The following is a 26,581-nucleotide window of genomic DNA, read 5'->3' on the forward strand; positions in this document are numbered from 1 at the left end:
CTATTTTTTGATGGATTATTAAAGATATTTTTTGACGACATTCCAGTTAATTCCACTGAAATTCATCAATCCATCATATTTATAAATATCTGGCAATGCCTGAATATTTCCATTCTCAACCCAAGATGTCACATAGTATATAAATACTGGGTTTTCTGAACGAATTGGGGCAGAAACCGTTTTTTTACTTTCTAAAATATTCTTTCTACGTTCATCAGACCAACCGACTTCTTTTAATAAAATACTAGCAAGTTGATCTGATTTTTCAACACGTACACAACCAGAACTTAATGCGCGATCTTTACGGCTAAACAGCCCATGATTTGGTGTGTCATGTAAATAAATCGCATCTGAGCTCGGCATATTAAATTTATAATTACCCAATGCACTATCGCCAGCGGCTTGTCGAACACGATAAGGGAATTTATTACTAATAGATTCCCAATCAATAGAAGCTGGATCAACGACATTTCCCTGACTATCTAAAATTGAATAATTATGCTCCGCAATATAATTTGGATCCGCTTTCATTTTTGGCAATAAATCTTCATTGATTAAACGAGTTGGCGCATTCCAAGGGGGATTAACTACTACATTGCTTAATTTACTATACATTACCGGTGTTCTGCGCGAATTTTTTCCAACAATCACCCGAGATTCTAAAATCAGCTCACCATCCCGATAATACTGTAATTTATAACTTGGAATATTTACAAAGATACCATTATGAAAATCAGGAATTACTCGCAAACGCTGTGCATTAATTGCAAGTTTCTGCCCAATCTCGGATAATCCTGATGCAGATACCATTGATGATAATGCTTTAACAGTTTGATGATATAAGTGATTATCGCCCGATAAACTTTGTACAAAAACTAAAAGTTGGCCATTTTCTACCGCACTTAACCAACGTTGAATATGCTCATCTGCAGGTTGTTGAACTTGATAAGCACTAGATGAATAAAGCCAACGTTGAGCTTGTGCGCCTACATTTTGAGTATAATATAAATAATCTAGAAATATATCGCTCAATAAAACATCATAAGCTAATCCACCTTGTTGTTCGATCAATTCAAAGGATTCTAAGGATTTTGCTGAACGTTTAGAAATACCGCTAGCTACCATTGCGGCATAATCCTGTAATAATTGGCGAGCCGCAGCATTATCTTTCCATAATGGTGTATATTTACGTTCTGCATATAAACGAGCTAACAAAGGCTTAAACTGTAAAGCATGCTCACCTATTTCATGGGTTAGCGACATTTCTAAAATTGCTTGCTTTTCCTGTAATAAGCGAGCTTGATCTAACTTAATTTCTTCTTCAAGCTTTTGTTTTTCTTCTGGAGATAAATGCGAAACATCAATGCCATGAAGTTTCACAGATTGCTCATTTTTTGCAAAATCTGCTAAAGCGCATCCTGATGTCATCATTGATAATGACAACGCAAATACTGAGAGCTTTGCAGTGCTTTTAAACATAGCCATTCCTTAAACATTCCCTAAAACAACCGCACTTTATTTAGTTCTAAAATAAAGTGCGGTTAAAATAATTTTATTTTTTCTCTTCTACTGTCTCTGTTGGTTTCTGAGTTTCTTTACCAACATCTTGCCCAGTTGAATTCAACATAACAAAATCCGCAGCCATTTTTTCTGCTTCTTTTAAGAAGAAATCTGGCGCCTCATAATCTTTCGGTAAATCATCAATATCATTTAAGGCTTTTTTACCTTCGCGTTTAAAACGCTCATTAATATCTTTTAAGCGTCTTGCATCATCCTTATCATTTTCAGCTTTACGCGTTTGATAATTCAATGATAAGAATTTGCGATCACGTCGCTCATTACGAATTTTTAAATCTTCATTCAATGCAACAAATTCAGGATCTTTAGCAATACGCTCAAGATGTTTTTTATTTAATACATCAACATCTTTGCGGGCATTACCAACTTCTTTATAAGTTGCAGATGGAATTTTATCCCACGGCAATGCATTATCTTCTTTATCTTCGCCATATTCTTTCGCATCGATAATTTCAGGGAAATTAATATCTGCCGCCACACCTTTTAATTGTGTTGATCCGCCATTAATTCGATAGAATTTTTGGATGGTATATTGCAATAAACCTAACGGCGTCTGATCCAAATCATACACAAAATTCAAAGGACGACTTTGCTGAACGGTACCTTTACCATAAGTATTTTGTCCAATTACAATACCGCGATTATAATCCTGCATTGCCGCTGCAAAAATCTCTGATGCAGAAGCGCTGTAACGGTTAATCATCACAAACAAAGGACCTTTATATTGTTGTTCTGCATCATCGTCCTCATGTACACGAATTCGTTGGTAAGCATCACGTACTTGTACAACGGGACCATTAGTAATAAACAAACCACTTAAAGCAACCGCTTCTGTTAATGCGCCACCACCGTTCTCACGCAAATCAATAATTAACGCATCGACTTTTTGTTTTTCTGCTTTAACCAATAATTTTTTAACATCATCAGTTAAACCAATATAGAAACTTGGCACTTTAATTACCGCAATATTTTTACCATCTGCTTTATCCATGGTTAATTTTGCAGCTTGATCTTCAATACGCACTTTATCGCGCACTAAAGTAATAATACGAGATTTTCCACCTTTAGACGGCTCAATTTCTAACCGCACTTTTGTGCCTTTTTTACCTTTGATTTTCTCAACGATATCTTCTAAACGCCAGCCAACGATATCTTCAATCTCCCCTGTAGCTTGCCCCACACCAATAATTTTATCTCCTGGATGCAATTTTTTGCTTTTCTCCGCAGGTGCGCCAGGAACAAGTGATTTAATACTTGTTTCATCATCTTCTGATTGTAACGTTGCCCCAATCCCCTCAAGAGAAAGATTCATGCTTTCGTTAAAACTTTTCGCGGTTCTTGGTGCAAGATAGCTTGTATGTGGATCAATTTCGCGAGCAAATGCATTTAAATAAGTTTGAAGAATGTCATCTGCCTTCGTTTGAGTTAAACGGCGAATTGCCAAATTATAACGTTTAGTAAGTTTTGACTTAATTTCTGACCATTTTTTATCTTTTAATTTAAGATTGATAATGTCATTTTTTACTCGTTCTTCCCAAAGTTTGTTGGCTTCCTCTTCGGTTTTCGGAAATGCCGCTTTTTCACGATCAATTTCAATTTGATCCTGTCCATTCAAATCAGGCTCTTTATCTAATAAAGACAACGCGTAAGCATAACGTTCATAACGACGTTTCATCATTACATCATAAATATCAAAAGCAGCAGAAAGATCACCTTGATTTAACTGGTCATCCAACTTAGCACCATATTTTTGACGAAGTTCATCTATATCAGATTGCAAAAAGGTGTTATGGCTAAAATCAATATTTTTGATATAACGATCAAAAATCTTCTCAGAAAAAGCATCATCCAATGAGATCTTTCGATAATGCGATTGGGTCAATCGAGTCGTTGCACGCTTAGTCGCCAACTGATTCGCTTCGCTTGCTGTTGGAATAGTAATATCGCTCAGTTTTAATTTAGGCTGCACAGCAAAAGCAGGCACAGAGCCGATTAACAATGCCGATAACAATGCGCTAGTAATCACATTTTTTGAAATATTAGATCTCATAACCTTTCCCGAGTAAAAATTAAATCATTATGCAAATAAACGATCTGCAGCTACACTCATAACCAAACCGTTTTCAAGTTGAACACGTGCTGAATCTTTTAGAACTTCCACCACAGTTGCTTTTTTCGCATGATCGCCAGCTTTTACTTTCACCACAGAACCAACAGAAATTTGTGAAAAATCAACCGCACTTAATGACGGCTTATTGAAATGTTTAGCATTTTTATTTGCAGGTTTACGTGGACGTTGTTTTTGTTGAGCTCTTTTCGCTGCCGCTTCAGCTTTACGTTTTTCAGCAACGCGTGCTTTAGCTTCAGCAAGCTGTTGAGTTGCATGGGCTACATGTTCCGCTTCTAATACTCCAGCTGGATTACCTTGTAAATCTACACGCACTGCGCCTTCGCGACAGCCATGTAAATAACGCCAATTTGATGTGTATTGACGAAGAGCCTGACGCAACTGAGTTTTGCTTACACGCTCATCATCTTGTAATGCTTCCGCTAAATCTTGGAACAGACCAATTTTTAATGGTTTTGCTTCGCCTTCTAAAATAAAGCAAAGAGGGAATTTTTCAGCCAAATACGCAATAATATCTTTTGTATTGGTTAATTTTTGTGAATTTACTTGCGCATCAGCTACCTGAACGCTAGATTGAGAATCAGTCATGTTAGTTATCCTAGGGTAAATATAAACTGGTTTAGTTTATCGCACTTTTTACAAAATTTACAATGAATCAAAACATTGTGAATAAATTTCGCACAAAAATAGTCAAGATCACTTCACATACAAGCTGAAACAAGGCTAAAATGCGCCGTTTTTAACAACCGAATAAAAGATAATCTTTCGTGCAAGAATCAAACCTCACACAAAAATTATTTCAAATTATAAAATGCGAAGAATGTGATGCTAGTAGCGTAGAAACACCTTTAATATTAAATAAAGATGAACAAGCTGAATGTCCACGTTGCCATCATCATTTAGCGACAGGTGGGCGTTGGTCTGTTCATCGTTGCGCAATGGTTGCTTTGTCGATCCTTATTTTGATGCCATTTGCCTTAGGTTATCCCCTATTAAGTCTTCATTTATTAGGTGTAAAAATTGATGCCTCTATTTGGGAAGGTATTTGGAAAATGTCAGTGGCAGGCTATGAATATACTGCCTTTATGGTGTTTATCTGTGCCGTTGTGATGCCAATTACCTTTGCAATTTTAGTCATCATGCTCTGGATTGCAAAAATTTTGCATATTAAACCTCGCAGTATTTTGCTTTTTTTAGGTTATATAAAACCTTGGGTTATGTTTGATGTATATTTAGTCGCGCTGGGCGTCACAATGTTCAAAGTGCGTGAATATGCAACACTGGAAATTAATGTTTATTTAATTCCCTTTATTTTCACCGCACTTTTGACAACCTTACTTTTTATCAAATTAAACCTTAAAGCATTATGGAAAGAGTTTTATCCCGAAAATGAACCCGCTTATGATGCAAACAACATTGAATTATGTGATGCTTGTAACTATACATTTTCAGAAAATGGTATTCATTACGATAAAAAGAACAACCCACGATGTCCGCGCTGTTTATCTCCGGTTCATATTTCAGATAATATTAAGTTACAACGCACTTGGGCAAGTTTGATTGCAGGGATTATTATGCTCTTCCCAGCAAATTTATTACCCATATCAGGCATTTATTTAACAGGAGCACTCTCTGAAGATACATTAATATCTGGTGTCATTTCTTTTGTTAACATGGGCAGTTATTTTGTTGCTTTCGTGGTATTCTTTGCGAGTATTTTTGTCCCAATCAGTAAAGCTGTAATTTTACTTTATTTACTAAGTTGTGTTCATTTTAAATGGCGACATTCTATAAAATGGCAAATACGTTTATTGCATATTGTGCATTTCGTTGGACGCTGGTCGATGCTCGATTTATTTGTATTGGCCTTAATGATGTCTCTAGTAACGCGCGGTGAAATTATTAATTTTACCGTTGGTCCTGGCGCATTTTACTTCGGCGCTGCCGTATTTTGCAGCATGATTTCAACCTCACAATTTGATAGTCGATTAATTTGGAAAATTTATGACAGAGAAAAATAGTTCTTCAATGAAAGATCAACATACAGAAATGACAGCGGCAGTACGAAAAACTCGTCGTATTTCTCCATTTTGGTTACTTCCCTTTATTGCATTATGTATTGGGGCAATTTTATTCTTCCAAATTGTTAAGGAACGTGGCTCAAGCATCACGATTACCTTTACCAATGGTTCTGGTATCGTTGCGGATAAAACACAAGTTCGCTACCAAGGTTTGCAAATTGGTGTAGTAAAAAAAGTAAATTTCACAGATAACATGCAAAAAGTGGAGGTTGTTGCCAATATCAATCCTGAAGCATCAAGTATTTTGCGTGAAAATACAAAATTCTGGCTTGTTCAACCAAATGTATCACTTGCAGGCATTTCAGGTTTAGATTCTCTCGTATCAGGCAATTACATCGCTCTTCAACCGGGTGATGGCGATCGCGAAGATGAATTTATTGCGGAAGAACAAGGCCCCATTGCCCAAGTTTCGCCTGGAGATTTATTGATTCACTTAATTTCTGATGATTTAGGCTCAATTTCTATCGGTGCGTCCGTCTATTTTAAAAAATTACCTGTAGGAAAAATTTATGATTACCGCATTAATAAAGACAATAAAGTAGAAATAGATGTGGTGATTGATAAAGCCTATGCACGGTTTGTGAAAAAAGATTCACGTTTTTGGAACATCAGTGGCATTAACGCTAACATTAGCCCGTCGGGCCTAAATCTAAATGTAGAAAGTTTAAATGCGGTTGTACAAGGTGCCGTTTCTTTTGACTCTCCAGCTGACAGCCCAAAGGCAGATGAAAATAGTCATTTCACGCTGTATACCAATTTAAAAGCCGCAAAACGTGGGATTGAAGTCAACGTAAATATCCCAGCATCTGCTGGTCTCGTTGCAGGACAGACTGAAGTTTATTCTCAAGATAATCCTATCGGGATTCTTTCTAAAATAAGTGCGATTGAAAATAACGATGAAATTTTAGAAGGCAGTTTATTGATCGATCCAAACCAAGCCTCTTTATTTAAAGCAAATAGCAAAATCGTACTTCGCAATAAAAAAATGGATCTTGGTAATTTAGCAGATCCCAAAAAATTCTTTCGTGGCGAATATTTTGATGTCATTGCTGGAGATGGTGAAACTAAGCATCAATTTGATGTCATTAAAGAAAATGAGTTATTACTCAATGCACCTAATACATTAGTTTTAACACTCACCGCACCAGAAAATTATGGTGTAAGTGAAGGGCAAAGTGTGTTTTATAACAATATACCAATCGGACAAATTGTTTCACAAAAAATTGATGTAAATGGTGTGCAATTTAAGGTGGCAATTGCATCTGAATATCGCAATTTAATTCACGAAAACACACAATTTGTCGCAGCAACAAATTTTGATATCAGCGTTGGATTAGACGGATTGCGTTTTGAATCCGCGACACCAGAAAAATGGTTACAAGGTGGCGTACGAGTATTAACGAAACAAGGTCAGGGAAAAGCTAAAGATAGCTATCCGCTTTATCAAAATATCAGCAATGCTGAACATGGCATCACAGGAAATATTCTTACGCCAACGATAACCTTACACACCCAAACGTTACCAAGCATTGATAAAGGCTCTCTCGTGCTATATCGTCAATTTGAGGTAGGAAAAATTTTAAATATTAAACCTAAAACTAATAGCTTTGATGTAGAGGTTTATATTTATCCCTCCTATCAACATTTGTTGACCGATAAAAGCCGTTTTTGGGTAGAAAGTGCGGCAAAAATTGATATCACACCTAAAGGAATTAGCATTCAAGCAACGCCACTTGCGCGTTCGTTAAAAGGTGCGATTAGCTTTGATAATAGTGGTTCGGGCAATAATCGAACACTTTACGCAAATGAAAGTTATGCAAAATCTATCGGGCTTGCCATCACCTTAACGGCAGATGATGCAACCAATCTAAGCAAAGGGATGAGTCTGCGCTATTTGGGTTTAGACGTGGGGCAAATTGACAGTATTCAGCTTGATGCCAAATCTAAACGCATCACTGCAAAAGCGTTAATAAATCCGAATTATATGAATATGATTGCAAAAGAAGGTTCTAACTTTACGATTATCTCACCACAAATTTCAGCAGGTGGAATAGATAACCTTGATAGCCTATTACAGCCTTATATCGATATTGAAATCGGGAATGGTAAAGCAAAAACACAATTCAATTTAGCTCAAACAGCACCACAACGTAATAAATTTAATGGTACGCCATTTATTTTAGAAACACGTGATGCCATGAATTTAAGTGAAGGTTCACCAATTCTTTATCGAGGCGTAGAAGTGGGTACAGTGAAAAAATTTGAGCTTAACAGTCTTGGTGATCGCGTCTTAGTGCATATTGCAATCATGCCGAAATATAGCCATCTTGTTCGACAAAATACAGAGTTTTGGATTGCATCAGGCTATGACTTTACCTTAGGCTGGAAAGGTGCAGCATTTAATACAGGAAGTGTTCAACAGTTGCTAAAAGGTGGTATTTCTTTCTCCACACCAGCAGAAAAAGAAATTCAACCACAGGCGCAACCAAACAAACGTTTCTTACTTCAAATAAAACGCCCTGAAGAAGTGCAAACTTGGGGAAGCGGCGCGTTACCACAATAAATAAAAAATGGATTAAACGGTAAAAGGTTTAATCCATTTTTTATTATCGATTTAAATAGTCCAATAAATTTTTCCACTGTAATTGCATATCTTTTATACCCAACTCATACATTGCCTGCAATTTATTGGGGTCTTTTTCAATGCGCTTAATTTTCAAATCAACAGAAGGTCGAATAACAAAAATATCGCCTTTTTCTGCTAGCTTAATCACATTTTCAACTTGTCGATTATACATAGCATAACGCTCATTTACGGCATCTGCAAAATGTGGATAACGTCGATAAAACCATTTGGCAATCCAAGTCATTGGCTTAGATTTTCTATAATCTAAAGTGCGGGTAAGAATAACAATAATTTTATCGTATCCTAACTTCTTCATTTGTTCGATAGGAATAGAATCCGCAATGGCACCATCCAAATAAGGAATTCCGTCTATCTCAACAGGACGAGAAACATAAGGCATCGCAGAAGTAGCACGCAACACCTCCATTTGCGCCAAAGGATCTGTTAATTTGACATATTTCGCTTGTGCAGTTTGTACATTAGTCACAGCCACATAAAAATCGATATCTGATTCTTTAAAGGTTTTATTATCAAACACATCATATTTGAAAGGTACTTCATAAAAAGCAAAATCTTTATTTACGATATTGCCTGTGCTCACCAAACTTTTTAGACTGATATAACGCTTATCTGATATAAATTTCTTGTTGTAACGAATTGCACGCCCTTTTTGCCGAGAAGGATAATTAACCCCAAACAATGCACCTGCAGAAACAGAAATGATACCATCCACCCAAAAATCTTTATCTAAGAACGTATCCAGTACACCCGCAGTGTACATGCCTCGCATCGCCCCACCTTCTAATACCAAGCCAATTTTCATTGATTTTTTAACTTCTTCCATTTGAAAACAACACATAAAAATATTGCGTGCCATTTCTGAACACGCAATTATTTGAACAATCTAAATTAATCCCGTTTTCGACTCAGCAACCACCAAATCATCACAATAAATAGCAAACTTGGCATTAGCGCTCCGAAAACAGCAGGTATGTTATAAACAACGCTCATTTGCCCGAAAATTTCATTTACGACATAGAACAAAAAGCCAAAACAAATGCCCGTTACAATTCTTGCTCCTGCAGTCACACTACGTAGCGATCCAAAAATAAAAGATAATGCCAATAGCATCATTACACCAACAGACACAGGTTGGAAAATTTTCCGCCAGAATGTGAGTTCAAAGCGACTCACATCCTGACCTGTTTCACGTAAAAATGAAATGTAATTATACAAACCTGAAATAGACAGTGATGTAGGACGTAAAGAAACAGCGCCTAATTTATCTGGCGTTAAATTTGTTTCCCATTTTTCCGATAAGCGATTACTTGTCGTGATTTCATCTTTGCTAATCATAGAATGGTTCACTTGACGTAAAGTCCATTTACTTTCATCTTCCGAATAACTTGCTTGGTTAGCATGCATCAATTCCGTCAAATTACGATGCTGATCAAAAGTATAAATATAAATATCGTTTAATTTTGCGTCATCAGTAACACGTCGAACAAACACAAAATTATTACCATCTTTTGCCCAAACCCCATTTTTCATGGAAAGCATTGAACCACCAGAAAGCGCTCGAGCACGCATATCACGCGCGAACTGTTCTGTTTGCGGAATCCCCCACTCACCAATCACCATGGTTAACAACACTAGTGGTAATGCGGTTTTCATCACTGCCATACCAATTTTAAAACGAGAAAATCCTGCAGCTTGCATAACAACGAGTTCGCTTCGACTTGCAAGGTTGCCCAAAGCCATTAGCGCACCAAGCAATGCGGCCATGGGAAAGAAAGTTTCGATATCTTTTGGAATGGTTAAGCCAGTAAAAGCCACCGCTTGCCAAATATCATAAGTACCTTTACCCACACTACGAAATTGTTCCACAAATTTGATAATGGCAGAAAGTCCAACCAATGTAAGCAAAGTAGCAAAAATTGAGCCAAGAATACTTTTTCCAATATAACGATCGAGGGTATTCATCATTTTGCTTATCCTTTTCTACTGAATAAATGGCGGAATTTATACATCGCAGCGCTATCCCAACCATTTAACACGATACCAAGTAACAAAAAGCCGATATTAACAAGAGGCATAAAAATAGCAGCATCTAATTTTCCTGCTGCCCCCGCAGATTTAAAGGAGCTTTGTAATAAAAAATAAATTAAATAGAGTAAAAGTGCGGGTAAAATTTTGGCAAATCTACCTTGTCGAGGATTTACACGACTTAATGGCACAGCAATTAACGCCATGAGTGGAACAGCTAGGATTAATGTTATACGCCAATGCAATTCAGATTTCGCCGAAAGAGAATCTAAACCGATAAGTTGAGACAATGTTAATTCGGCTACTTCATCATTCGTATTTTCTGTTTCCTGATGACCTAAATAGGCTTGATATTCATCAAAATGCGTAATACGGAAATCAGGCAAAACAGACGTGCCTTCAACTCGTTGCGTATTTTGTAAATTCAGAATTTGATCGCCATTTGGCAGCGCTTTTAATTCGCCTTTTTCAGCAGTCACAACTGACGGTTTCGTTTGTCCTTTTGGTGCAGTTTGGAACAAATACACGTCATTGATTTGATTTTCCTTGATACTATCAATAAATAAAACAAAATTGTTGTTATTCGTTGCTATAAACTGACCAGAAGCAAGCGCCCCCATTGTTGGATTCGCTTTGGCATCTTCCACAATTGCAGCTTGTTTTTGAATTGACCAAGGCGAAAGCCATAAGACGTTATAAGCAGCAAGTCCCGCAGTAACCAATGAAAGCATTAACGCCACACGCACTAAAACACGTTGCCCGACACCACAAGCACGCATCACCGTTATTTCACTTTCCGCATAAAGACGACCAAAAGTGAGTAAAATCGCAATAAACAAACATAATGGCAACATTAATTGCGCCATAGCAGGCATGCCTAGCCCAAGTAAGGAAAATACCAAGTCAGCCGGCACTTTACCATTAGCCGCAGATCCAAGTACGCGCACTAACTGCTGAGAGAAAAAAATCAGCAATAAAATGAACAAAATGGCTATTTGGCTCTTAAATACTTCTTTTGTTAAATATCGAATTAAAATCATCTTATTTCGTTTGTTTTTCTAAATCTAAAACGGGGGAAAACTGGATAAAATTGGTCGCGTATGATACCTTATTTTCGCTGAATTAAACAGAAATTTAAGGACATCAAATGAAATATCAAGCAAAAAATACCGCACTTTCTCAATCCACTGATTGCATTGTTTTAGGCGTATATGAGAACAATGAATTTTCAAAAAGTTTTAATGAAATCGATCAATTAACCCAAGGCTATTTAAACGATTTAGTGAAATCAGGTGAGCTAACTGGCAAATTAGCCCAAACTATTTTACTTCGAGATCTTCAAGGTCTGGCTGCCAAACGCGTGTTAATCGTTGGCTGTGGCAAAAAAGGAGAACTCACGGAGCGTCAATATAAACAAATCATCCAAGCTGTATTAAAAACACTAAAAGAAACCAACACTCGTGAAGTCATTTCTTATTTAACTGAAATTGAATTAAAAGATCGCGATCTTTATTGGAATATCCGCTTTGCCATTGAAACGATTGAACACACTAATTATCAATTTGATCATTTCAAATCTCAAAAAGCGGAAACCTCTGTTTTAGAATCGTTCATCTTTAATACGGATTGTGAGCAAGCACAACAGGCTATTGCTCATGCCAATGCGATTAGCTCAGGTATAAAAGCCGCACGCGACATCGCAAATATGCCACCAAATATCTGCAACCCTGCTTATCTTGCTGAGCAAGCAAAAAATTTAGCAGAAAATTCTACCGCACTTTCTTTGAAAGTTGTGAATGAAGAAGAAATGGCAAAACTTGGAATGAATGCTTATCTTGCCGTCTCAAAAGGCTCTGAAAACCGTGCTTATATGTCTATTTTGACCCTCAATAATGCACCAGATAAAAACGCCAAACCCATTGTACTTGTAGGCAAAGGATTAACCTTTGATGCGGGCGGTATTTCACTTAAACCTGCCGCTGACATGGATGAAATGAAATATGATATGTGTGGTGCAGCCTCTGTCTTCGGCACAATGAAAGCCATTGCCGAGTTGAACTTGCCATTAAACGTTATTGGTGTTTTAGCCGGTTGTGAAAATCTGCCTGATGGTAATGCTTATCGCCCTGGCGATATTCTTACTACTATGAACGGTTTAACCGTAGAAGTGCTCAACACCGATGCGGAAGGTCGCTTAGTCCTTTGTGATGCACTTACTTATGTTGAACGTTTTGAACCAGAGCTTGTTATTGATGTTGCAACCTTAACGGGGGCTTGTGTGGTTGCCCTTGGGCAACACAATAGCGGATTAGTTTCTACAGATAACGCTCTTGCCAATGCACTACTCCAAGCCGCAACAGAAACCACAGACAAAGCGTGGCGTTTACCATTAAGCGAAGAATATCAAGAGCAACTGAAATCGCCTTTCGCCGACCTTGCCAATATTGGGGGTCGCTGGGGTGGCGCAATTACAGCGGGTGCATTTTTGTCTAACTTCACGAAAAAATATCGCTGGGCACATTTAGACATTGCAGGTACAGCTTGGCTACAAGGCGCAAATAAAGGTGCAACAGGTCGCCCTGTTTCGCTATTAACCCAATTTTTGATTAATCAGGTTAAATAATCAAAAAACGAGGCACACGTTGCACCTTTAAATCGATTACTCTGCTAGTTCGGTTTGCTCGTGTGCCATTAGTTCCTGACCCACATCATCAAGCAAACTTAAATAACGTTCATATTGTTTCAACATATCGGCGATCAATTCATCTTGATCCATATATTGAACATCGTAACCGACTCGTCCATCAAAGAAATAAGTGTAAGGCTCGTAAGTAACACTATGCTGAATGTGCGGTAAATTTTCATCGTTAATTAATTGCTCTGACACTTCACGCCCAACAGATTTAATACCATACATAAAATCTCGCATTGATTCTTTATGAATTACCAATTCTAAAGCTGGCTCTTCTTGTTCAAATAATGTGTTGATTTCTACACTTAAATTATATTTTCCTGTTAATTCCTGACGTAATTCTCGCATAGCGGGTAACGCCGTATTTTTAAGAAAACGTAAAATATCTTTCTCTTGCGTTTGATTCATCATTTGCTCTAAATGTGATTTCCATTTATCGCCGCTCCAGAAAATGCTAGTTGGATTGACTTTAGTAGAAAAATATTTTTTATCCGCAATTAAGCCTTTCCATAAACTAAAACACATTACCAACATCAATAAAGCAAAAGGCAAAGCAACAATTAATGTCATTGTTTGCAAATTAGCAAGTCCACCAGACTGCATAAGCACAATTGCAACAACAGACATTAAAGTTCCCCACATTATCGCTTGCCACGCAGGCGAAGCTAAACTTTTATCACGAGATGCAATGTTGTTTAACACATAAATGCCTGAATCCGCTGAAGTGATAAAAAACAATGAAATCACTAATAAACTCACAAAACCAGTTATTGTTGGTAAAGGCAGATAATTTAAAAATTTAAATAATAAAATTTCTGGGGAAGAAATAAATTCGCCAAGCCCGCCCGCAGCAATGCCATCATTTAGCCATACTGCTGTATTACCAAAAACAGTAAACCATAAAATACCAAATAAACTTGGAATAACTAATACGCCAAAAATAAATTCACGGATAGTTCGTCCTTTAGAAATACGGGCAATAAATAAACCCACAAACGGAGCCCAAGAACACCACCAAGCCCAATAAAGCACAGTCCATCCACTAAACCAGCTAGTATGTTCTTGTTCATAAGCATAGGTTTTAAAACTGAGTTGCACTAAATTGCTGAAATAATTCCCCATATTGTCGCTAAATGCAGATAAAAGGTATAACGTAGGGCCTGCAATTAAAACAAAAAGAAGTAAACAAAATGCTAAAGTTAAGTTAATTTCACTTAATATTTTCACGCCTTTTCCAACACCAGAAATAGCAGAAAACACCGCTAAACACATCACCACAACAATAACGCCAACTTGTAAACCAAAGCTGTTCTGACTTATCCAACCTATTTGTTCAAGCCCTGCACCAAGCTGTGATGAACCGAAACCTAATGTAGTAATAATCCCAAATAATGTGGCAAGTAATGCCATAACATCAATCGCATCGCCAATTTTGCCATTAATACGATCTTTTAATAAAGGATAAAAACAAGAGCGCAACGCTAAAGGTAATTTATAACGAAACCCAAAATAAGCCAATGCTAAAGCAATGGTGCCATATACTGCCCACGCGTGAATTCCCCAGTGGAACAGAGTATGAAGTAAAGCCTCTTGTTGTTTATGTTCGGCTGAACCCGTTGTAATGTCAGAAAGATAATGGGTTAATGGTTCTGCTACGCCAAAAAACATCAACCCAACCCCCATTCCAGCGGCAAATAACATCGCAAGCCAAGATAAGAAACTAAATTCAGGTTCTTCTTCATCCTGCCCTAGTTTTATATTGCCAAGACTACTTACTGATAAAATTAATAAAAATCCTAAAAACACTGAAAAAGTGAGAACATAAAACCAACTAAAATTGGCAAAAATGCTAGTTTTAGCTTGATTCAATAATGCTTGCGTTTGTGCTGGGAGAATTAAAATCATCGCCATAAGTAACAACACAAAAAATAATGTAACGCCAATTACCAAAGGATTAAATGACGTTCGCTTTGTCATAAATTGAAATAAAGACAAACTTTTCCCCTTAACGATTAAGTGAATAAATTAAAAAATAGATTTAATAAACATTGCCTAAAAGCAAAAGTGTGTAATGGAACCACTACAAATGACAGCACATAGAAGTGCGATTTTGAAGGAAACGTTCAGTAGGAATTGAAGGATTGTTTCCAAAAAGTGAAAACATAATAACAAAATTTGATTATTATTTCAAATTAGTGAAGTTTTACTTTAAAAATACAGTGAAAATTCACCGCACTTTATGCTTGTTTCAACTTGGGTTATTGATATGACAACATAAATCCAATGTAGGGTGGGCGTAAGCCCACACATTTAACTCAAATAATTATCCTTAGTCATATTCATTTTATCGTGGGCTGAAACCCACCCTACGGGCTTGGTTATTGATATGACAAGGTATAAGTCGCGAGACCTTCTAATTGGCCACCGTCTACTTTTTGGGTTGAATTTAGCTTCACTAGCTGAGGAGTCAAAGTAACAGAATATTTATTAAGCCCATCATAAACTAATCTAAATTGATTTTGCGTATTTATTTTTGAACTGTCTGGGCCAAAACTAACATATGTATTATCCTGTTTTTTTAATTTCACACCTACGTTTACACCTTTTGAAGGATCCCCAATATATTTCATCGTTAAAATACTTGTTCTATTATTAAGATTGTTATCGTCTGTAAATACAATCCATGGATCAATGTTTCGATTTGCTCCACAATTTACCTTAATAGTAACATCTGATGCACTAATATCTTTTAAGCCGACATCTTTGTTCTTAATTGTGCCAAAATTTCGAGTTTCATGCCAACCTGCCTCTGTCCAGCAGGTAGCAGCAGAAATTCTGAGCGTGACATTCTTACCATTAATAGTCGCACCACTATCTTCTGTAACACGAGGTCTATAACCACTTGTATCTCGACTATCTCGTCCATTCAAGGAAAATGCACCAAAAAAGGAATGTTCTAAGTTTAAACTAAAATCCCCACCTGTTGGGAAATTAAAATCACTCGGAGCTTGATCCCTCACATCAATTGGCTCAATACTCATGACGGGCTGAATAGTAACATCATATCCAAATGCACATCCAGTAGGAAAAGTTAGCTCATATCCTTCAACATTATGCCAACCTCTAAAAAAATTATTCGCTGGGAGTCGTCCTGAAGGTCCCCCTATGTTTGTTTTAATTTTAAAAAGAAAACCTAGATAAGGGAAAGATTTCAATTGAAAAGCAATGCCTCGAGACGTATTAACTCTTGTCCAAATAGATGAATCTAAGCGGAATGATCCTTCAAAACACTGAGAAATTCCCCCACTTGCTCCATTTGCAGTGATGGCGTAGTCTGTCATTGCAATCTCTTTTTTACCTAAGGCATTAATCAACTTCACCATATTGATGGAATTAATCCCTTTTTTAGGATTATCTCTTGGGAATTGGTAAATATCTGATGTCACTGCATTATTAGGATAAGTGGCAACATTTTGTGCTTCAGGAAAGCGAATACATCCAGAATAGATACCCGTGGGACATCCATCACGATGCCACACTCCTACTCGTGAAGCAAAAGCAGGTGCTTGTATTAAACTAAGAAAAAAACAAAGAGCGGTCAATTTTTGAAATGTTTTTGTTCCTTTATTCATACCACACCTCAAAGGTTAATTCGCTGGCGACTTTACCAGGTTTGTCGGTTGAACCTGCGGTACGTCCGTAAAATTTTGCGATAAGCTCAATATCAAAAGCATCGCCATTGATGTGTGCATTTAATTGAGTACCACTATAGCCGCCAGATATACGATTGTGTTCAGGCAAGGCTTGACGCAATACTTTAATTGGCGTGTTATTATGTTTGCTAAAAAGCTGAATGCCCACCGAATTATGGTTGCCTGATGAGGTAAGTGAGTTGGTTAAAATACCAGTGGTAGCCTCAGCATAATTAGGGGAGACAAAATAATATTTAAGACGATTTTTTGTATTATCTGAGGCACTCGCACCACAATCTTTTACTGAGAGAGTAAACTCTTTGCCTGTACCTACAGCTTGATTAGCCGTGGAAAATTGGCTACTTAAAATATAACCTAAATCAACAGTTTTATTATCCGATCCAGCTTTCACCGTACAAAGCTTCGCAGCAATTACCTCGCCTTTAAAGGTAACTTTTCCCTGAGTGGTTGCTGCATAGCCGTTAGGTAACATACACAAACATAACATCATGCCAGTAAATAAGGTCGTTTTTTTCATAATTACTTCTTCCTTTATTCGTAATAGGCGGAAAAAATGAATTCCGCTTGAACCGCTCCCGCTTTATTGGAGAGCCCGTTGGTAAGTGAATAGAATCGGGCTTTTAAGGGCAACTTAAATGCATGTGCTTGTGTCGCAACTGCCCCTAATGTATCCCCATTTGATTTTGTCTCTAATCCTTCTGGTGCGGCGGGCAAGGCAAACCACTTGATTGGAACAGGATGACCATCACTTTTTAGTAACTGTACGCCTACCGTGTCTTTATTAGCAGAGGTGAGGAGCATATTGGGTAAAATACCTTGTGTCAGCTGTGTTTGGTTTCCTCTTGTGCTAATCATCACAAATTTCACTTTATTAGGTTCATTGAGTAAATCTCCACATTCTTCCACAGAGATATCAAAGCTAGTTTCCTTAGCAGTTTGCCCCATATTTTGCAAATCTCCTGCTAAAGCGATGCCTAAATCAATCTCTCGATTGACATCACCACCTCTGACTTTACAAATTCCCCCCTCTTTAATTTCCACAGTAAATTTCACCCAACCATCAGATGCAGAGCCAAAAGGTGTCACAAATAACAAGCTGAATAAGCCTATCATTTGGCGGAATAAACGCTGTTTTTTCACTTTTTTCATTGGTTTATCTTCCATTTATTGACACACTTTTTCATATTGTTGCATTTCGGTGGCATTGTCTAAATTCACGCTGTAATCAAAATGGCATTGATTTTCTTCACCATTTCCCCAGCTGACTTTGATTGTGCCTTTTGGCTGTTGTAAACCACCAGCAAACAGCACACCATTTTGCACCACATAGCCGACAAATTGCCCTTGTTCGTCATAAGCTTCTGATGCCATTGGTAATAATTCGCCGTTCGTACGGGTTAAGTTAAACAGTACGAGGCGATTACGTTTGGTTTCAAAATCAATCACGTGAATACTATTGGCTCGCGGAATAATTTTTTTCTCCGTACCATCAAATTCAATATTTAGCGGTAAATTTTGCGGATCGATACCAATTTCATTAATGCGATAAGGCTGGGTGTAAGGCACAATGGCATTACCGAACCAATCCAACATTTGCCCTTGTCCGCTATTCACTTCCGCACCAGCTGCACCATCTGCATGCACCACTGCAAAACTGTCGCCAACAGATTCGCCAAAAGTTAATCCGTGGCGATGTGCAACCACGACACCAGATAAATTAGAACTCATTTGACGAGATCCACGATTATCTCTAGAAGCAGAAGCATCAAAGTCGAAATAAGAATTACGATAACTCATATTTGCTGACATATTGCGATATCCCTCTTGTCCTGAGTTGCCATATACGCCATAACTCCATTGACTATTTTTACCAAAACTTCCATTAATACCAATTTGACTACTGCTATTACCTGCCGAATTACGTGCGTAATTAGACGAAAGTGAATGGTTATGACCTAACGGCACACTCATACTCAAATAAATTTGGTTATCGCGCTGCCCACTTTGTCGATCAATCGTTTGTGAAAAGCCGATTTGATAACTTAGCCATTTAAAACGATTCGCATAAGAGAGTTGATATTGGTGATAGCTGCCTGATTTATTCCAATAATTACGTGTTGCGCCAACTAAATATAAACTTCCCCATTTATCAAAATCTTGAATAATGGATAGTTGATACTGATTTTTAGGACGAGGCGATAACACAGAAAAAAAGCTTTTCCCAATGACATGATTCGCATTAATCACGTCACTTAAACTATAAAAATCACGAGAAGAATAACGATAGGCTGCTAGCGTAATATTGGTGCGAGTGCGGTTAAAATTAATACTGTAATTACCATGTAAACTATAACCTTTTCTCACGCTTGGCTGTGTGTTCATTGCACCATTTTCATCCACAAGACTGTTCGGCAAAAAGGTACTACGAGTCCAAGTACTATCTACAGAAAACGCACCAATCGGGGTATTCAATCCTAACCCTAACGCACCTGACAAATAATTTTTACTATAAGTCACACCTGTATTAATAGTAATATTATTATACAAACCATATTGCAACATACTTTGCGCGACATTATCAGGATAGATTTCTTCCCCGCTGCGATAACGCCCTGCAGCGACTTGATAGCGGAATTGTCCCATTCTAATTAGAGGGGCAACATTAGAAAACGGCACGATAAATGACCGCACTTTGCCGTCTGCCTCTTTGATTTCCACCGTGAGATCGCCGTTATAGCCACTAGAATAAAGATCATCAATCACAAAAGGCCCAGGCGTGACATTAGTTTGATAAATGATATTGCCATTTTGATAAATGCTCACTACGGCATTACTATTTGCAATACCTTGCACACGAGGCGCAAAACCAAGTTGTGATGGCGAGAGCATTCGATCATCAGAAGAAATATCAATACCACGTAATGCAAACCCTTCGACCACTTGTCCAGATGTATAAAAATCGCCTAAAGTAACCAGCCCACGAATCGGTGCAAAATCTCTCTGTACATAGGTTTCGTAAGTTTGGTATGGCGTATTGTAGCTTTGACCTTCACTTTGGCTCCAACTTTTTGAACCAGAATGACGAAATGCCCAGTTACCTAAATTAACCCCTGTTCGCAAATTTAAAAACATTTGCGAAGATTGCGAACCTTGGTTTGCATAACGACTGTGGTTAATATTGTAATCAGCAAATGCTGCCACATCGCCTGTTTGCCAACGGCTTGGCGCAATGTAATCGCGAGGACGATTAATCGTTAAGGCTTGTGCAATCGTAAATTCTAAACGCTGTTGCCCTGTGTTAAATACCGCTTTCCCGTCAGGAATAGCTTCTTGAATAAACACGCACTCATTCTCACTTGGTGAGAGTTTGATCGCGGCTGATTCTAAATCCAACAAGGCTTCTAATTCAGGGGTAAAACAAAGCTGTGCAAAAGGCATATCTGCATTTTCATTATCACGAAAACGCAATGTCATTTCGCCTTTTTCTTTGCCATTTACCCAAATAGCAGCAGGGTATTCTCCAGGTAATACGCTGTTTTTTTGTTGAAAACGTGCAACATCAATGTTAGAACCATTACCGCCCATATTCAGAAAGCCAGCACTAAATTCCACATCTTCATCTTCTACATTCAAGCTTTCTGGTGTATTTGGTACGTTTTCCGCCTTTGTATACAAGGGGAAAAAAGCCAATCCAATTAAAAAACCAATTAGACTTAAATGCGGATTAAAAGAAAATTCTCTCATAATATCTTGTCAATAATTACGTGGCTTACGCTCACGATAAAATGAATATAACCAGCGATAACAATTTGAATTAAACGCGTGGGCTCACGCCCACCCTACATTAATCACTCTCACAACATTGAATATTGCTCGTATCCATTACTTGAACATATTTCATCTCATCCCCCAAAAACCTCGTAGGGTGGGCGTAAGCCCACGGTAAAATGAATATATTCATCACATCCCCCCAACACTTCGTAGGGTGGGCGTAAGCCCACGGTAAAATGAATATGACTAATCATAACCATTTGAGTTAAACGCGTGGGCGTAAGCCCACCCTACGTTAGCTCAGCGTACAATTGAGGGGCGTACGGTTAATTGATGGTTGATTCGCCTGCTACATCGCCGCCATAATCGTTAATTAACGACCATTTCACTTTTTGTCCGTTATTTACACCTTTTACGTTAAATTCGCCTTGGCTAAAAGGGGCGACCATCACGGCTTCAGGGGCGGATTTACCACCAACTGTGGCTTGTGTAAAAGTTAAATAATAAGGTGTTGGATTATCTGCCCAAAGTTTGCCGCCTTTGGCTTGCCAAGACACTTTTTTGTAGGCCTCTGCTGGTGGATAAGGCAAATTGCTTGGGCGGTAAAAAAGTTTTAAACGGCTACGCACTGAAAATTGCAGATAGTTTTGGTTATCTTTAAGATCTTTCTTGCTTGGTTTGGGTGGAATATCCAATAAATTAAAATAATAGAGCGATTCTCGATCTTGTGGTAAAGCTTGTGTGCCAGTAAAGGTGATACGCAAGGTTTGCCCTTGATTCCCCTCCACACGCGTGACGGGTGGCGTAATAATAAATGGCACCTGTGCTTGGCTGCCTTGTTTGTCTTCAATCCAGCTTTGCACTAAAGCAGGGGAAGAATCTTGATTATTCAATTGCACATTGAGACTGCTTTGATTCCCTGGGTAAATTAAACGCGTACCCAGAATAATCACACTAGCGTGAGCGGAAAAGGTAGCAAATAAACAGGATAAAATCGCAGAAATAAAAATAGACTTTTTAGAAAAGGACAACATACATCACTCTCTTAGCATAAATAATGATACCGAAAAGCCCACCAAAAGGTGGGCAAGGGAATAAACGTAATATTTTGATTACTCGTATGCTAAGTCTAATTCAGCTTCACCTTGTACTTCACCAGCTTTAGATGGACCTGTTGCAAAATAGCGAGCTAAAAATTCAATTACGTGCTCGCCACCTGCAACATTAGTTGTAGGAGTTAATGTATTATTCGGATCGTTAGTACCAAGACGAATAGATGTACCATTTAAATTGGCAAATTGAATATTAACATTTTGGGCTGCAGTTGCACCTGTTATCTGATTTTTTAATGTCCCATCAAAGTAGTTATCAATTTTGTTGGTTGCATTAAATGTAACAGTAACTTTGTCATTTCCTGTACCAGCTGTAGTGCCTGCACCAGCAGCTGCCTTTGTCTGACAATTTTCTAACTTAATTTGAACTAGATGATCAGCAGCAACATCTCCCACTTTTGTTAATTGGTTTACACCAACTGACTTAAGTTGAACTGTTTGATTTCTGCTGTCAGTTTTGATTTCGCAAGTTGAATCAACAACTTTACCTTTTACAGTAATTTTAGCGTGAGTCCTAGTAGTATTATCTGCAGTAGTAGTTGCTCGTTGATATGGAATTTCAGCTCCAGCAGTGCCAGCCGGTTTAATTGCTGTTCTAGGTTCGCCATCTACCGAAGTCGCATTTGCAACACCAAACACCCCTAATGCTAATAAAGCTAAGATTGTTTTTTTCATGTTAAACATCCTATATAAAAACTTTAGAATAAATTTCATCCTAGATTGGATGACCACGTTTAAACCCGATTTTTTAGAGTAAAAACTTACCCATTCTAAAAAAAAAAAAAAAAATGCAAGCTGTATAAATATTAAGGTAATTTGATAAATTTCTTTATTTTTCTAGATGTTAAGCAAAAAAAACGCTTGTAATATACACTACAAGCGTTTTTTATATTATGTCATATTAGTGTTTTATTCAGTAAAGCGTTTACTACATCACCGATACCGCTTTAATTTGAACATAAACATCCTGCCCAACAGAAAAACGCAGTTCATTTTGCGCCCATTTACTGATACTTGCCCAAATCTTATGTCCATCCACCAGCACCGCAATATCTACCCGAGAATCTTGTATCTCAATTTGTGTGACTTGTCCACGTAAAATATTACGAATGCTTGTTTGTTCTGGCTTTTGCAGTGTAATAGAAACATCTGAACTATAAATACAAACTCGTACTCGCTCGCCTACATTTGCAGGCACTTGATGAATCCAAAGCACCTGTTCGCCTAACGAAAGTGCGGTCATTTTATAAGGTGGATTATGCAAATGAACGGGCAAGGCAAGTACACTACTCTGTTCGCTTTCTCCTTTCCAAGGGGCAAAAATAGGACTATTCCAAATTTTTTCTACGCTGTCATAGGCTTTCACAATGCCGTTTTCCATCAGTACGACCCGATCAGCTAAACGCAACAATTCGTCCAAGCTATGTGTAACATATAAAATCGGGATATTAATTTCTTTAGAAAGACGTTCCAAATATTGCATTAGCTCGCGTTTGCGGGGAACATCAAGGGCTGAAAGTGGTTCGTCCATAAGTAAAATGTCGGGCTCAGCCAATAATGCTCGACCGATTGCGACACGCTGCTTTTCACCACCAGAAAGCGTGAGCGGATAACGCTTTAATAAGTGAGTAATGCCGAGAAGATCGACAATATAATTAAAATCATCTTGCGAGACATTTTTCATGCCATAGCGCAAATTACCTTTAACGGTGTAGTGAGGAAATAAACGCGCATCTTGGAATACATAGCCAATTTTACGCAAGTGGGTTGGCAATGATTCTTGGGTTTCCATATCCACTAAAGTGCGGTCATTTAAACGGATGAATCCTTCGTCTGGTTGCATCAAGCCACTGACTAGATTAATCAGCGATGTTTTGCCTGAACCAGACAAACCGAAAATGGCTGTTACACCTTGATCTGGCACTTGTATATTCGCTTGCAAGGCAAGTTGTCCGAGCTGTTTTTTCACATTAATCTGCAACATTTCCTTGTCCTAATTTTTTCTGCATTCGCTTGCTCAACCACTCTGACAATAGCAAAGAAATCAATGAAAGAATGATAGCAAATAAACATAAGCGAGCGGTTTGTTCTTCTGCTCCCGGTGTTTGAATAAAAGAATACATCGCAAGTGGAATCGTTTGAGTTTCGCCTGCAATGTTCGATACAAACGTAATGGTCGCGCCAAATTCCCCCAATGATCGTGCAAAACCAAGCACGAGCCCAGCTAAAACTCCAGGTAAAGAAAGTGGCAAGGTTATTGTAAAAAATACACGCCAAGCGGAAGCGCCCAATGTTTGCGCTGCTTGCTCCAATTTAATATCAATATTTTCTAAAGAAAGTCGAATCGCGCGAACAACCAATGGAAAGGCAACCACTGCAGAGGAAAGCACCGCACCTTTCCAACTAAAACCAAAAGATAAGCCAAACCACTGATATAAATACTTACCAATGAAACCATTGCGCCCCATTGCCACAAGCAATAGATAACCGATAACCACAGGTGGCAATACTAAAGGCAAATGAATTACGCCAGTAATCAGGGATTTTCCATAGAAGTTTTTGCGCGCTAAAAGCCACGCAACAAAAATAGCTAACGGCAAACTCCAAAGCATAGAACTGACGGCGACACTCAGGCTTAAATTAATCGCTGAGATTTCCATTGGCGTCAAATTGAAAAATGAAAAAAATTGGGTAATCAAATAAATAGCCTCTGTTTAAATGCCTGATTAATGGGAAAAATCCCACATTTACGAGAGATATAATAACGCTAATAACAAAGGGCAGAAATATCTGCCCTTAATAAATGTTAAAATGCCACCTTATTTTGCAGAGAAACCATACCCTACAAGCACTTTCTTCGCTACATCTGATTCTAAATATTTCAAGAAATCGCGAGAATCCGCATTATCATGACCTTTTACAATAGAAACAGGATAAACAACCGGTTTATGGCTATCCGCTGGGAAAACCGCAACCGTTTTAACTTGTTGGCTCACTTTTGAGTCAGTGCTGTACACAATACCGTAAGGTGCTTCTGCACGTTCAACTAAAGCTAATGCACCACGCACATCTTTAGCACGCGCTAAACGATCTTGCACTTTATCCCATAAATTTAATTTAGTTAATGCTTCTTCTGCGTATTGACCAGCAGGCACGTGCGCAGGATCGCCAACAGATAAATAACTATCTTTTAATGCATTAATCCATTCGCCTTTTGCAATATCCACAGAATTTACCGCACTTTTTGCTGGTGCGATTAAGACTAAATCATTACCCACTAAAACTTTTTCGGTTTCTTTCACTGTTAAGTCTTTTTCAGAAAGATATTTCATCCATTTATTGCTTGCAGATACAAAAATATCCGCTGGCGCGCCTTCCTCAATTTGTTTTGCTAAAGTTGAAGAAGAAGCAAAAGAAAACACCACTTCATTTTTCGGATTTTGTTTTGCGTAATCTTTTGCTACTTGTTGTAAAGCATCTGTCATTGAAGCCGCTGCAAATACAGTCACTTTAGCAGATGCCGCAAAAGAAAAGCCTAATCCTGCGATTAAAAGTGCAGTTGAAATTTTCGTTAATTTTTTCATAAATCATCTCCTATGATTAAACGTTATCTACTTAATTATATATTGAAATAAATAACAATCATATAGCAAAAGAAAAATTATTTAGTAAAATATATAACGATTAGGCTTACCACTTAGGATTACTTAGGGACAGCAAAATGAAAAATACCGAAATTTTACTCACCATTAAACTTCAACAAGCACTTTTTATCGATCCAAAACGAGTGCGTTTACTCAAAGAAATTCAACAATGCGGTTCGATTAATCAAGCAGCGAAAAATGCAAAAGTGAGCTATAAAAGTGCGTGGGATCATTTAGAAGCGATGAATAAAATCAGCCCTCGCCCATTGCTTGAACGAAATACAGGTGGAAAAAATGGCGGAGGCACGGCGCTTACCACTTATGCCGAGCGCTTGCTACAACTTTATGATTTATTAGAACGTACGCAAGAACACGCTTTTCATATTCTACAAGATGAATCCGTACCGTTAGATAGTTTACTCACGGCAACTGCACGTTTTTCTTTACAAAGTAGCGCACGCAATCAATTTTTTGGACGAGTGGCACAACAGAGAATTATTGACGCCCGTTGTGTTGTGGATGTGAATGTGCAAGGATTACCAACGCCGTTGCAAGTTTCTATTACCACAAAAAGCTCTGCTCGTTTGAAACTGATTACGGAAAAAGAAGTGATGTTGATGTTCAAAGCCCCTTGGGTCAAAATTAGTGAACAACCATTGGGAAATCAATCTAATCAGTTCCCTGTAAATATCAAATCACTAAATGAAGAAGAAGCCATCCTTCAATTTGCTGACAGCGATATTGAATTTTGTGCCACAGTCCACCAGCCAAATCAATGGAAAATCGGGCAACAGGTTTGGATTCACATTGATCAAGAGCAAATTATTTTAGCGACGCTGGGTTAATCCCAAAGTGCGGTGGAAAAATTGAAAGTTTAGTTATAGTAAAGCCTAATAGTTTCTTTCACTAGAAATGTAAAGAATTGTAAATATTCTTTACCCCTATCACTTTTTAAGTACAATAACTCACTTTAGAAGGTCATCAAAAACAGTTTCAAAACGAACCGCACTTTCCATTACATCAGTATTGATTGTGTATCAAGCGATGGCTGCAGTATCAATCGATGCCCACGAGACAGTCTTACGATAAAATTCATACAATAATCTTGCTCTTCACCATTTTTGATAAAGCAAACAAGGATAAAAAAATTATGGAATTAAATAGATTATTAATAGTGAAATTTGTGAAAA

The 26,581-nt window shown here is 37.9% G+C and carries 20 protein-coding genes; 4 read left to right on the forward strand and 16 right to left on the reverse strand.

Features of this window, described 5'->3' with window-relative positions; genetic code table 11:
* Positions 1-18: 18 nt before the first annotated feature.
* From ABW51_RS05415 to proQ, 3 genes are all read right to left on the reverse strand, one after another.
* A complete protein-coding gene (locus ABW51_RS05415; protein WP_053465879.1) occupies positions 19-1,485 on the reverse strand; it encodes a L,D-transpeptidase family protein in 1,467 nt (488 codons plus the stop codon).
* 67 nt (positions 1,486-1,552) lie between these two features.
* Positions 1,553-3,628: a carboxy terminal-processing peptidase gene (gene prc, locus ABW51_RS05420; protein ID WP_053465880.1), complete on the reverse strand. Its 2,076-nt coding sequence runs from the start codon at positions 3,626-3,628 to the stop codon at positions 1,553-1,555.
* A gap of 27 nt (positions 3,629-3,655) precedes the next feature.
* A complete protein-coding gene (gene proQ, locus ABW51_RS05425) occupies positions 3,656-4,294 on the reverse strand; it encodes an RNA chaperone ProQ (protein ID WP_053465881.1) in 639 nt (212 codons plus the stop codon).
* Between the two features lie 179 nt (positions 4,295-4,473).
* On the opposite strand from proQ, the gene ABW51_RS05430 reads away from it, so the two are divergent.
* Together ABW51_RS05430 and ABW51_RS05435 are read left to right on the forward strand one after the other, a co-directional pair.
* The gene (locus tag ABW51_RS05430) at positions 4,474-5,727 is read left to right on the forward strand and encodes a PqiA/YebS family transporter subunit (RefSeq protein WP_053465882.1); all 1,254 of its coding nucleotides are present in this window, start codon (positions 4,474-4,476) and stop codon (positions 5,725-5,727) included.
* A complete protein-coding gene (locus ABW51_RS05435) occupies positions 5,711-8,350 on the forward strand; it encodes a PqiB family protein (protein ID WP_053465883.1) in 2,640 nt (879 codons plus the stop codon). The genes ABW51_RS05430 and ABW51_RS05435 overlap by 17 nt, the downstream gene beginning before the upstream one ends.
* Before the next feature lie 43 nt (positions 8,351-8,393).
* Here the strand turns inward: ABW51_RS05435 and ABW51_RS05440 are convergent, their stop codons facing one another.
* The 3 genes from ABW51_RS05440 to lptF form a co-directional block, all read right to left on the reverse strand.
* Entirely contained in the window at positions 8,394-9,236 is an 843-nt protein-coding gene (locus tag ABW51_RS05440) for a patatin-like phospholipase family protein (RefSeq protein WP_053465897.1), read from the reverse strand.
* A gap of 86 nt (positions 9,237-9,322) precedes the next feature.
* Positions 9,323-10,399, reverse strand: a complete 1,077-nt coding sequence (gene lptG / locus ABW51_RS05445) for an LPS export ABC transporter permease LptG (protein WP_053465884.1) — start codon at positions 10,397-10,399, stop codon at positions 9,323-9,325.
* Between the two features lie 5 nt (positions 10,400-10,404).
* Positions 10,405-11,499: an LPS export ABC transporter permease LptF gene (gene lptF / locus ABW51_RS05450; protein WP_053465885.1), complete on the reverse strand. Its 1,095-nt coding sequence runs from the start codon at positions 11,497-11,499 to the stop codon at positions 10,405-10,407.
* Positions 11,500-11,606: 107 nt separating this feature from the next.
* On the opposite strand from lptF, the gene ABW51_RS05455 reads away from it, so the two are divergent.
* A complete protein-coding gene (locus ABW51_RS05455) occupies positions 11,607-13,082 on the forward strand; it encodes a leucyl aminopeptidase (protein ID WP_053465886.1) in 1,476 nt (491 codons plus the stop codon).
* Positions 13,083-13,118: 36 nt separating this feature from the next.
* Here the strand turns inward: ABW51_RS05455 and ABW51_RS05460 are convergent, their stop codons facing one another.
* From ABW51_RS05460 to modA, 10 genes are all read right to left on the reverse strand, one after another.
* Entirely contained in the window at positions 13,119-15,146 is a 2,028-nt protein-coding gene (locus ABW51_RS05460) for a BCCT family transporter (RefSeq protein WP_053465887.1), read from the reverse strand.
* 383 nt (positions 15,147-15,529) lie between these two features.
* The gene (locus tag ABW51_RS05465) at positions 15,530-16,783 is read right to left on the reverse strand and encodes a fimbrial protein (RefSeq protein WP_053465888.1); all 1,254 of its coding nucleotides are present in this window, start codon (positions 16,781-16,783) and stop codon (positions 15,530-15,532) included.
* Positions 16,776-17,381 carry a fimbrial protein gene (locus ABW51_RS05470; RefSeq protein WP_053465889.1) on the reverse strand — a complete coding sequence of 202 codons (606 nt, stop codon included), beginning with the start codon at positions 17,379-17,381 and terminating at the stop codon, positions 16,776-16,778. Before ABW51_RS05470 ends, ABW51_RS05465 begins: the two co-directional genes overlap by 8 nt.
* A gap of 14 nt (positions 17,382-17,395) precedes the next feature.
* Positions 17,396-18,013, reverse strand: coding sequence for a fimbrial protein (locus tag ABW51_RS05475; RefSeq protein WP_231625710.1), 618 nt, complete (start codon positions 18,011-18,013; stop codon positions 17,396-17,398).
* A 15-nt stretch (positions 18,014-18,028) separates the two neighbouring features.
* Complete coding sequence (locus ABW51_RS05480) at positions 18,029-20,608, reverse strand: fimbria/pilus outer membrane usher protein (protein ID WP_053465891.1); 2,580 nt, start codon at positions 20,606-20,608, stop codon at positions 18,029-18,031.
* A 353-nt stretch (positions 20,609-20,961) separates the two neighbouring features.
* Complete coding sequence (locus ABW51_RS05485; protein WP_053465892.1) at positions 20,962-21,669, reverse strand: fimbria/pilus periplasmic chaperone; 708 nt, start codon at positions 21,667-21,669, stop codon at positions 20,962-20,964.
* Positions 21,670-21,747: 78 nt separating this feature from the next.
* Complete coding sequence (locus tag ABW51_RS05490) at positions 21,748-22,422, reverse strand: fimbrial protein (protein WP_053465893.1); 675 nt, start codon at positions 22,420-22,422, stop codon at positions 21,748-21,750.
* A 253-nt stretch (positions 22,423-22,675) separates the two neighbouring features.
* Positions 22,676-23,731: a molybdenum ABC transporter ATP-binding protein ModC gene (modC, locus tag ABW51_RS05495; protein ID WP_053465894.1), complete on the reverse strand. Its 1,056-nt coding sequence runs from the start codon at positions 23,729-23,731 to the stop codon at positions 22,676-22,678.
* Positions 23,718-24,446, reverse strand: coding sequence for a molybdate ABC transporter permease subunit (gene modB, locus ABW51_RS05500; protein ID WP_005650012.1), 729 nt, complete (start codon positions 24,444-24,446; stop codon positions 23,718-23,720). Before modB ends, modC begins: the two co-directional genes overlap by 14 nt.
* 120 nt (positions 24,447-24,566) lie before the next feature.
* Positions 24,567-25,331, reverse strand: coding sequence for a molybdate ABC transporter substrate-binding protein (gene modA, locus ABW51_RS05505; protein WP_053465895.1), 765 nt, complete (start codon positions 25,329-25,331; stop codon positions 24,567-24,569).
* 137 nt (positions 25,332-25,468) lie between these two features.
* Between modA and ABW51_RS05510 the strand changes: the two genes are divergently transcribed.
* Entirely contained in the window at positions 25,469-26,236 is a 768-nt protein-coding gene (locus ABW51_RS05510; RefSeq protein WP_053465896.1) for a TOBE domain-containing protein, read from the forward strand.
* The last annotated feature ends 345 nt before the right edge of the window (positions 26,237-26,581 follow it).

Source organism: Haemophilus sp. C1 (assembly GCF_001276515.1).
Taxonomy (GTDB): domain Bacteria; phylum Pseudomonadota; class Gammaproteobacteria; order Enterobacterales; family Pasteurellaceae; genus Haemophilus.

Bases quoted from the DNA above. Each gene is read 5' to 3' on its own strand.
- ABW51_RS05435 (WP_053465883.1), top strand. From the start codon at position 5,711: ATGACAGAGAAAAATAGTTCTTCAATGAAAGATCAACATACAGAAATG.
- lptF (WP_053465885.1), bottom strand. From the start codon at position 11,499: ATGATTTTAATTCGATATTTAACAAAAGAAGTATTTAAGAGCCAAATA.
- ABW51_RS05440 (WP_053465897.1), bottom strand. From the start codon at position 9,236: ATGAAAATTGGCTTGGTATTAGAAGGTGGGGCGATGCGAGGCATGTAC.
- modA (WP_053465895.1), bottom strand. From the start codon at position 25,331: ATGAAAAAATTAACGAAAATTTCAACTGCACTTTTAATCGCAGGATTA.
- ABW51_RS05510 (WP_053465896.1), top strand. From the start codon at position 25,469: ATGAAAAATACCGAAATTTTACTCACCATTAAACTTCAACAAGCACTT.
- ABW51_RS05480 (WP_053465891.1), bottom strand. From the start codon at position 20,608: ATGAGAGAATTTTCTTTTAATCCGCATTTAAGTCTAATTGGTTTTTTA.
- ABW51_RS05455 (WP_053465886.1), top strand. From the start codon at position 11,607: ATGAAATATCAAGCAAAAAATACCGCACTTTCTCAATCCACTGATTGC.
- modC (WP_053465894.1), bottom strand. From the start codon at position 23,731: ATGTTGCAGATTAATGTGAAAAAACAGCTCGGACAACTTGCCTTGCAA.
- ABW51_RS05485 (WP_053465892.1), bottom strand. From the start codon at position 21,669: ATGTTGTCCTTTTCTAAAAAGTCTATTTTTATTTCTGCGATTTTATCC.
- lptG (WP_053465884.1), bottom strand. From the start codon at position 10,399: ATGATGAATACCCTCGATCGTTATATTGGAAAAAGTATTCTTGGCTCA.
- ABW51_RS05470 (WP_053465889.1), bottom strand. From the start codon at position 17,381: ATGAAAAAAACGACCTTATTTACTGGCATGATGTTATGTTTGTGTATG.
- prc (WP_053465880.1), bottom strand. From the start codon at position 3,628: ATGAGATCTAATATTTCAAAAAATGTGATTACTAGCGCATTGTTATCG.
- ABW51_RS05475 (WP_231625710.1), bottom strand. From the start codon at position 18,013: ATGAAAAAAGTGAAAAAACAGCGTTTATTCCGCCAAATGATAGGCTTA.
- proQ (WP_053465881.1), bottom strand. From the start codon at position 4,294: ATGACTGATTCTCAATCTAGCGTTCAGGTAGCTGATGCGCAAGTAAAT.
- ABW51_RS05465 (WP_053465888.1), bottom strand. From the start codon at position 16,783: ATGAATAAAGGAACAAAAACATTTCAAAAATTGACCGCTCTTTGTTTT.
- ABW51_RS05415 (WP_053465879.1), bottom strand. From the start codon at position 1,485: ATGGCTATGTTTAAAAGCACTGCAAAGCTCTCAGTATTTGCGTTGTCA.
- ABW51_RS05490 (WP_053465893.1), bottom strand. From the start codon at position 22,422: ATGAAAAAAACAATCTTAGCTTTATTAGCATTAGGGGTGTTTGGTGTT.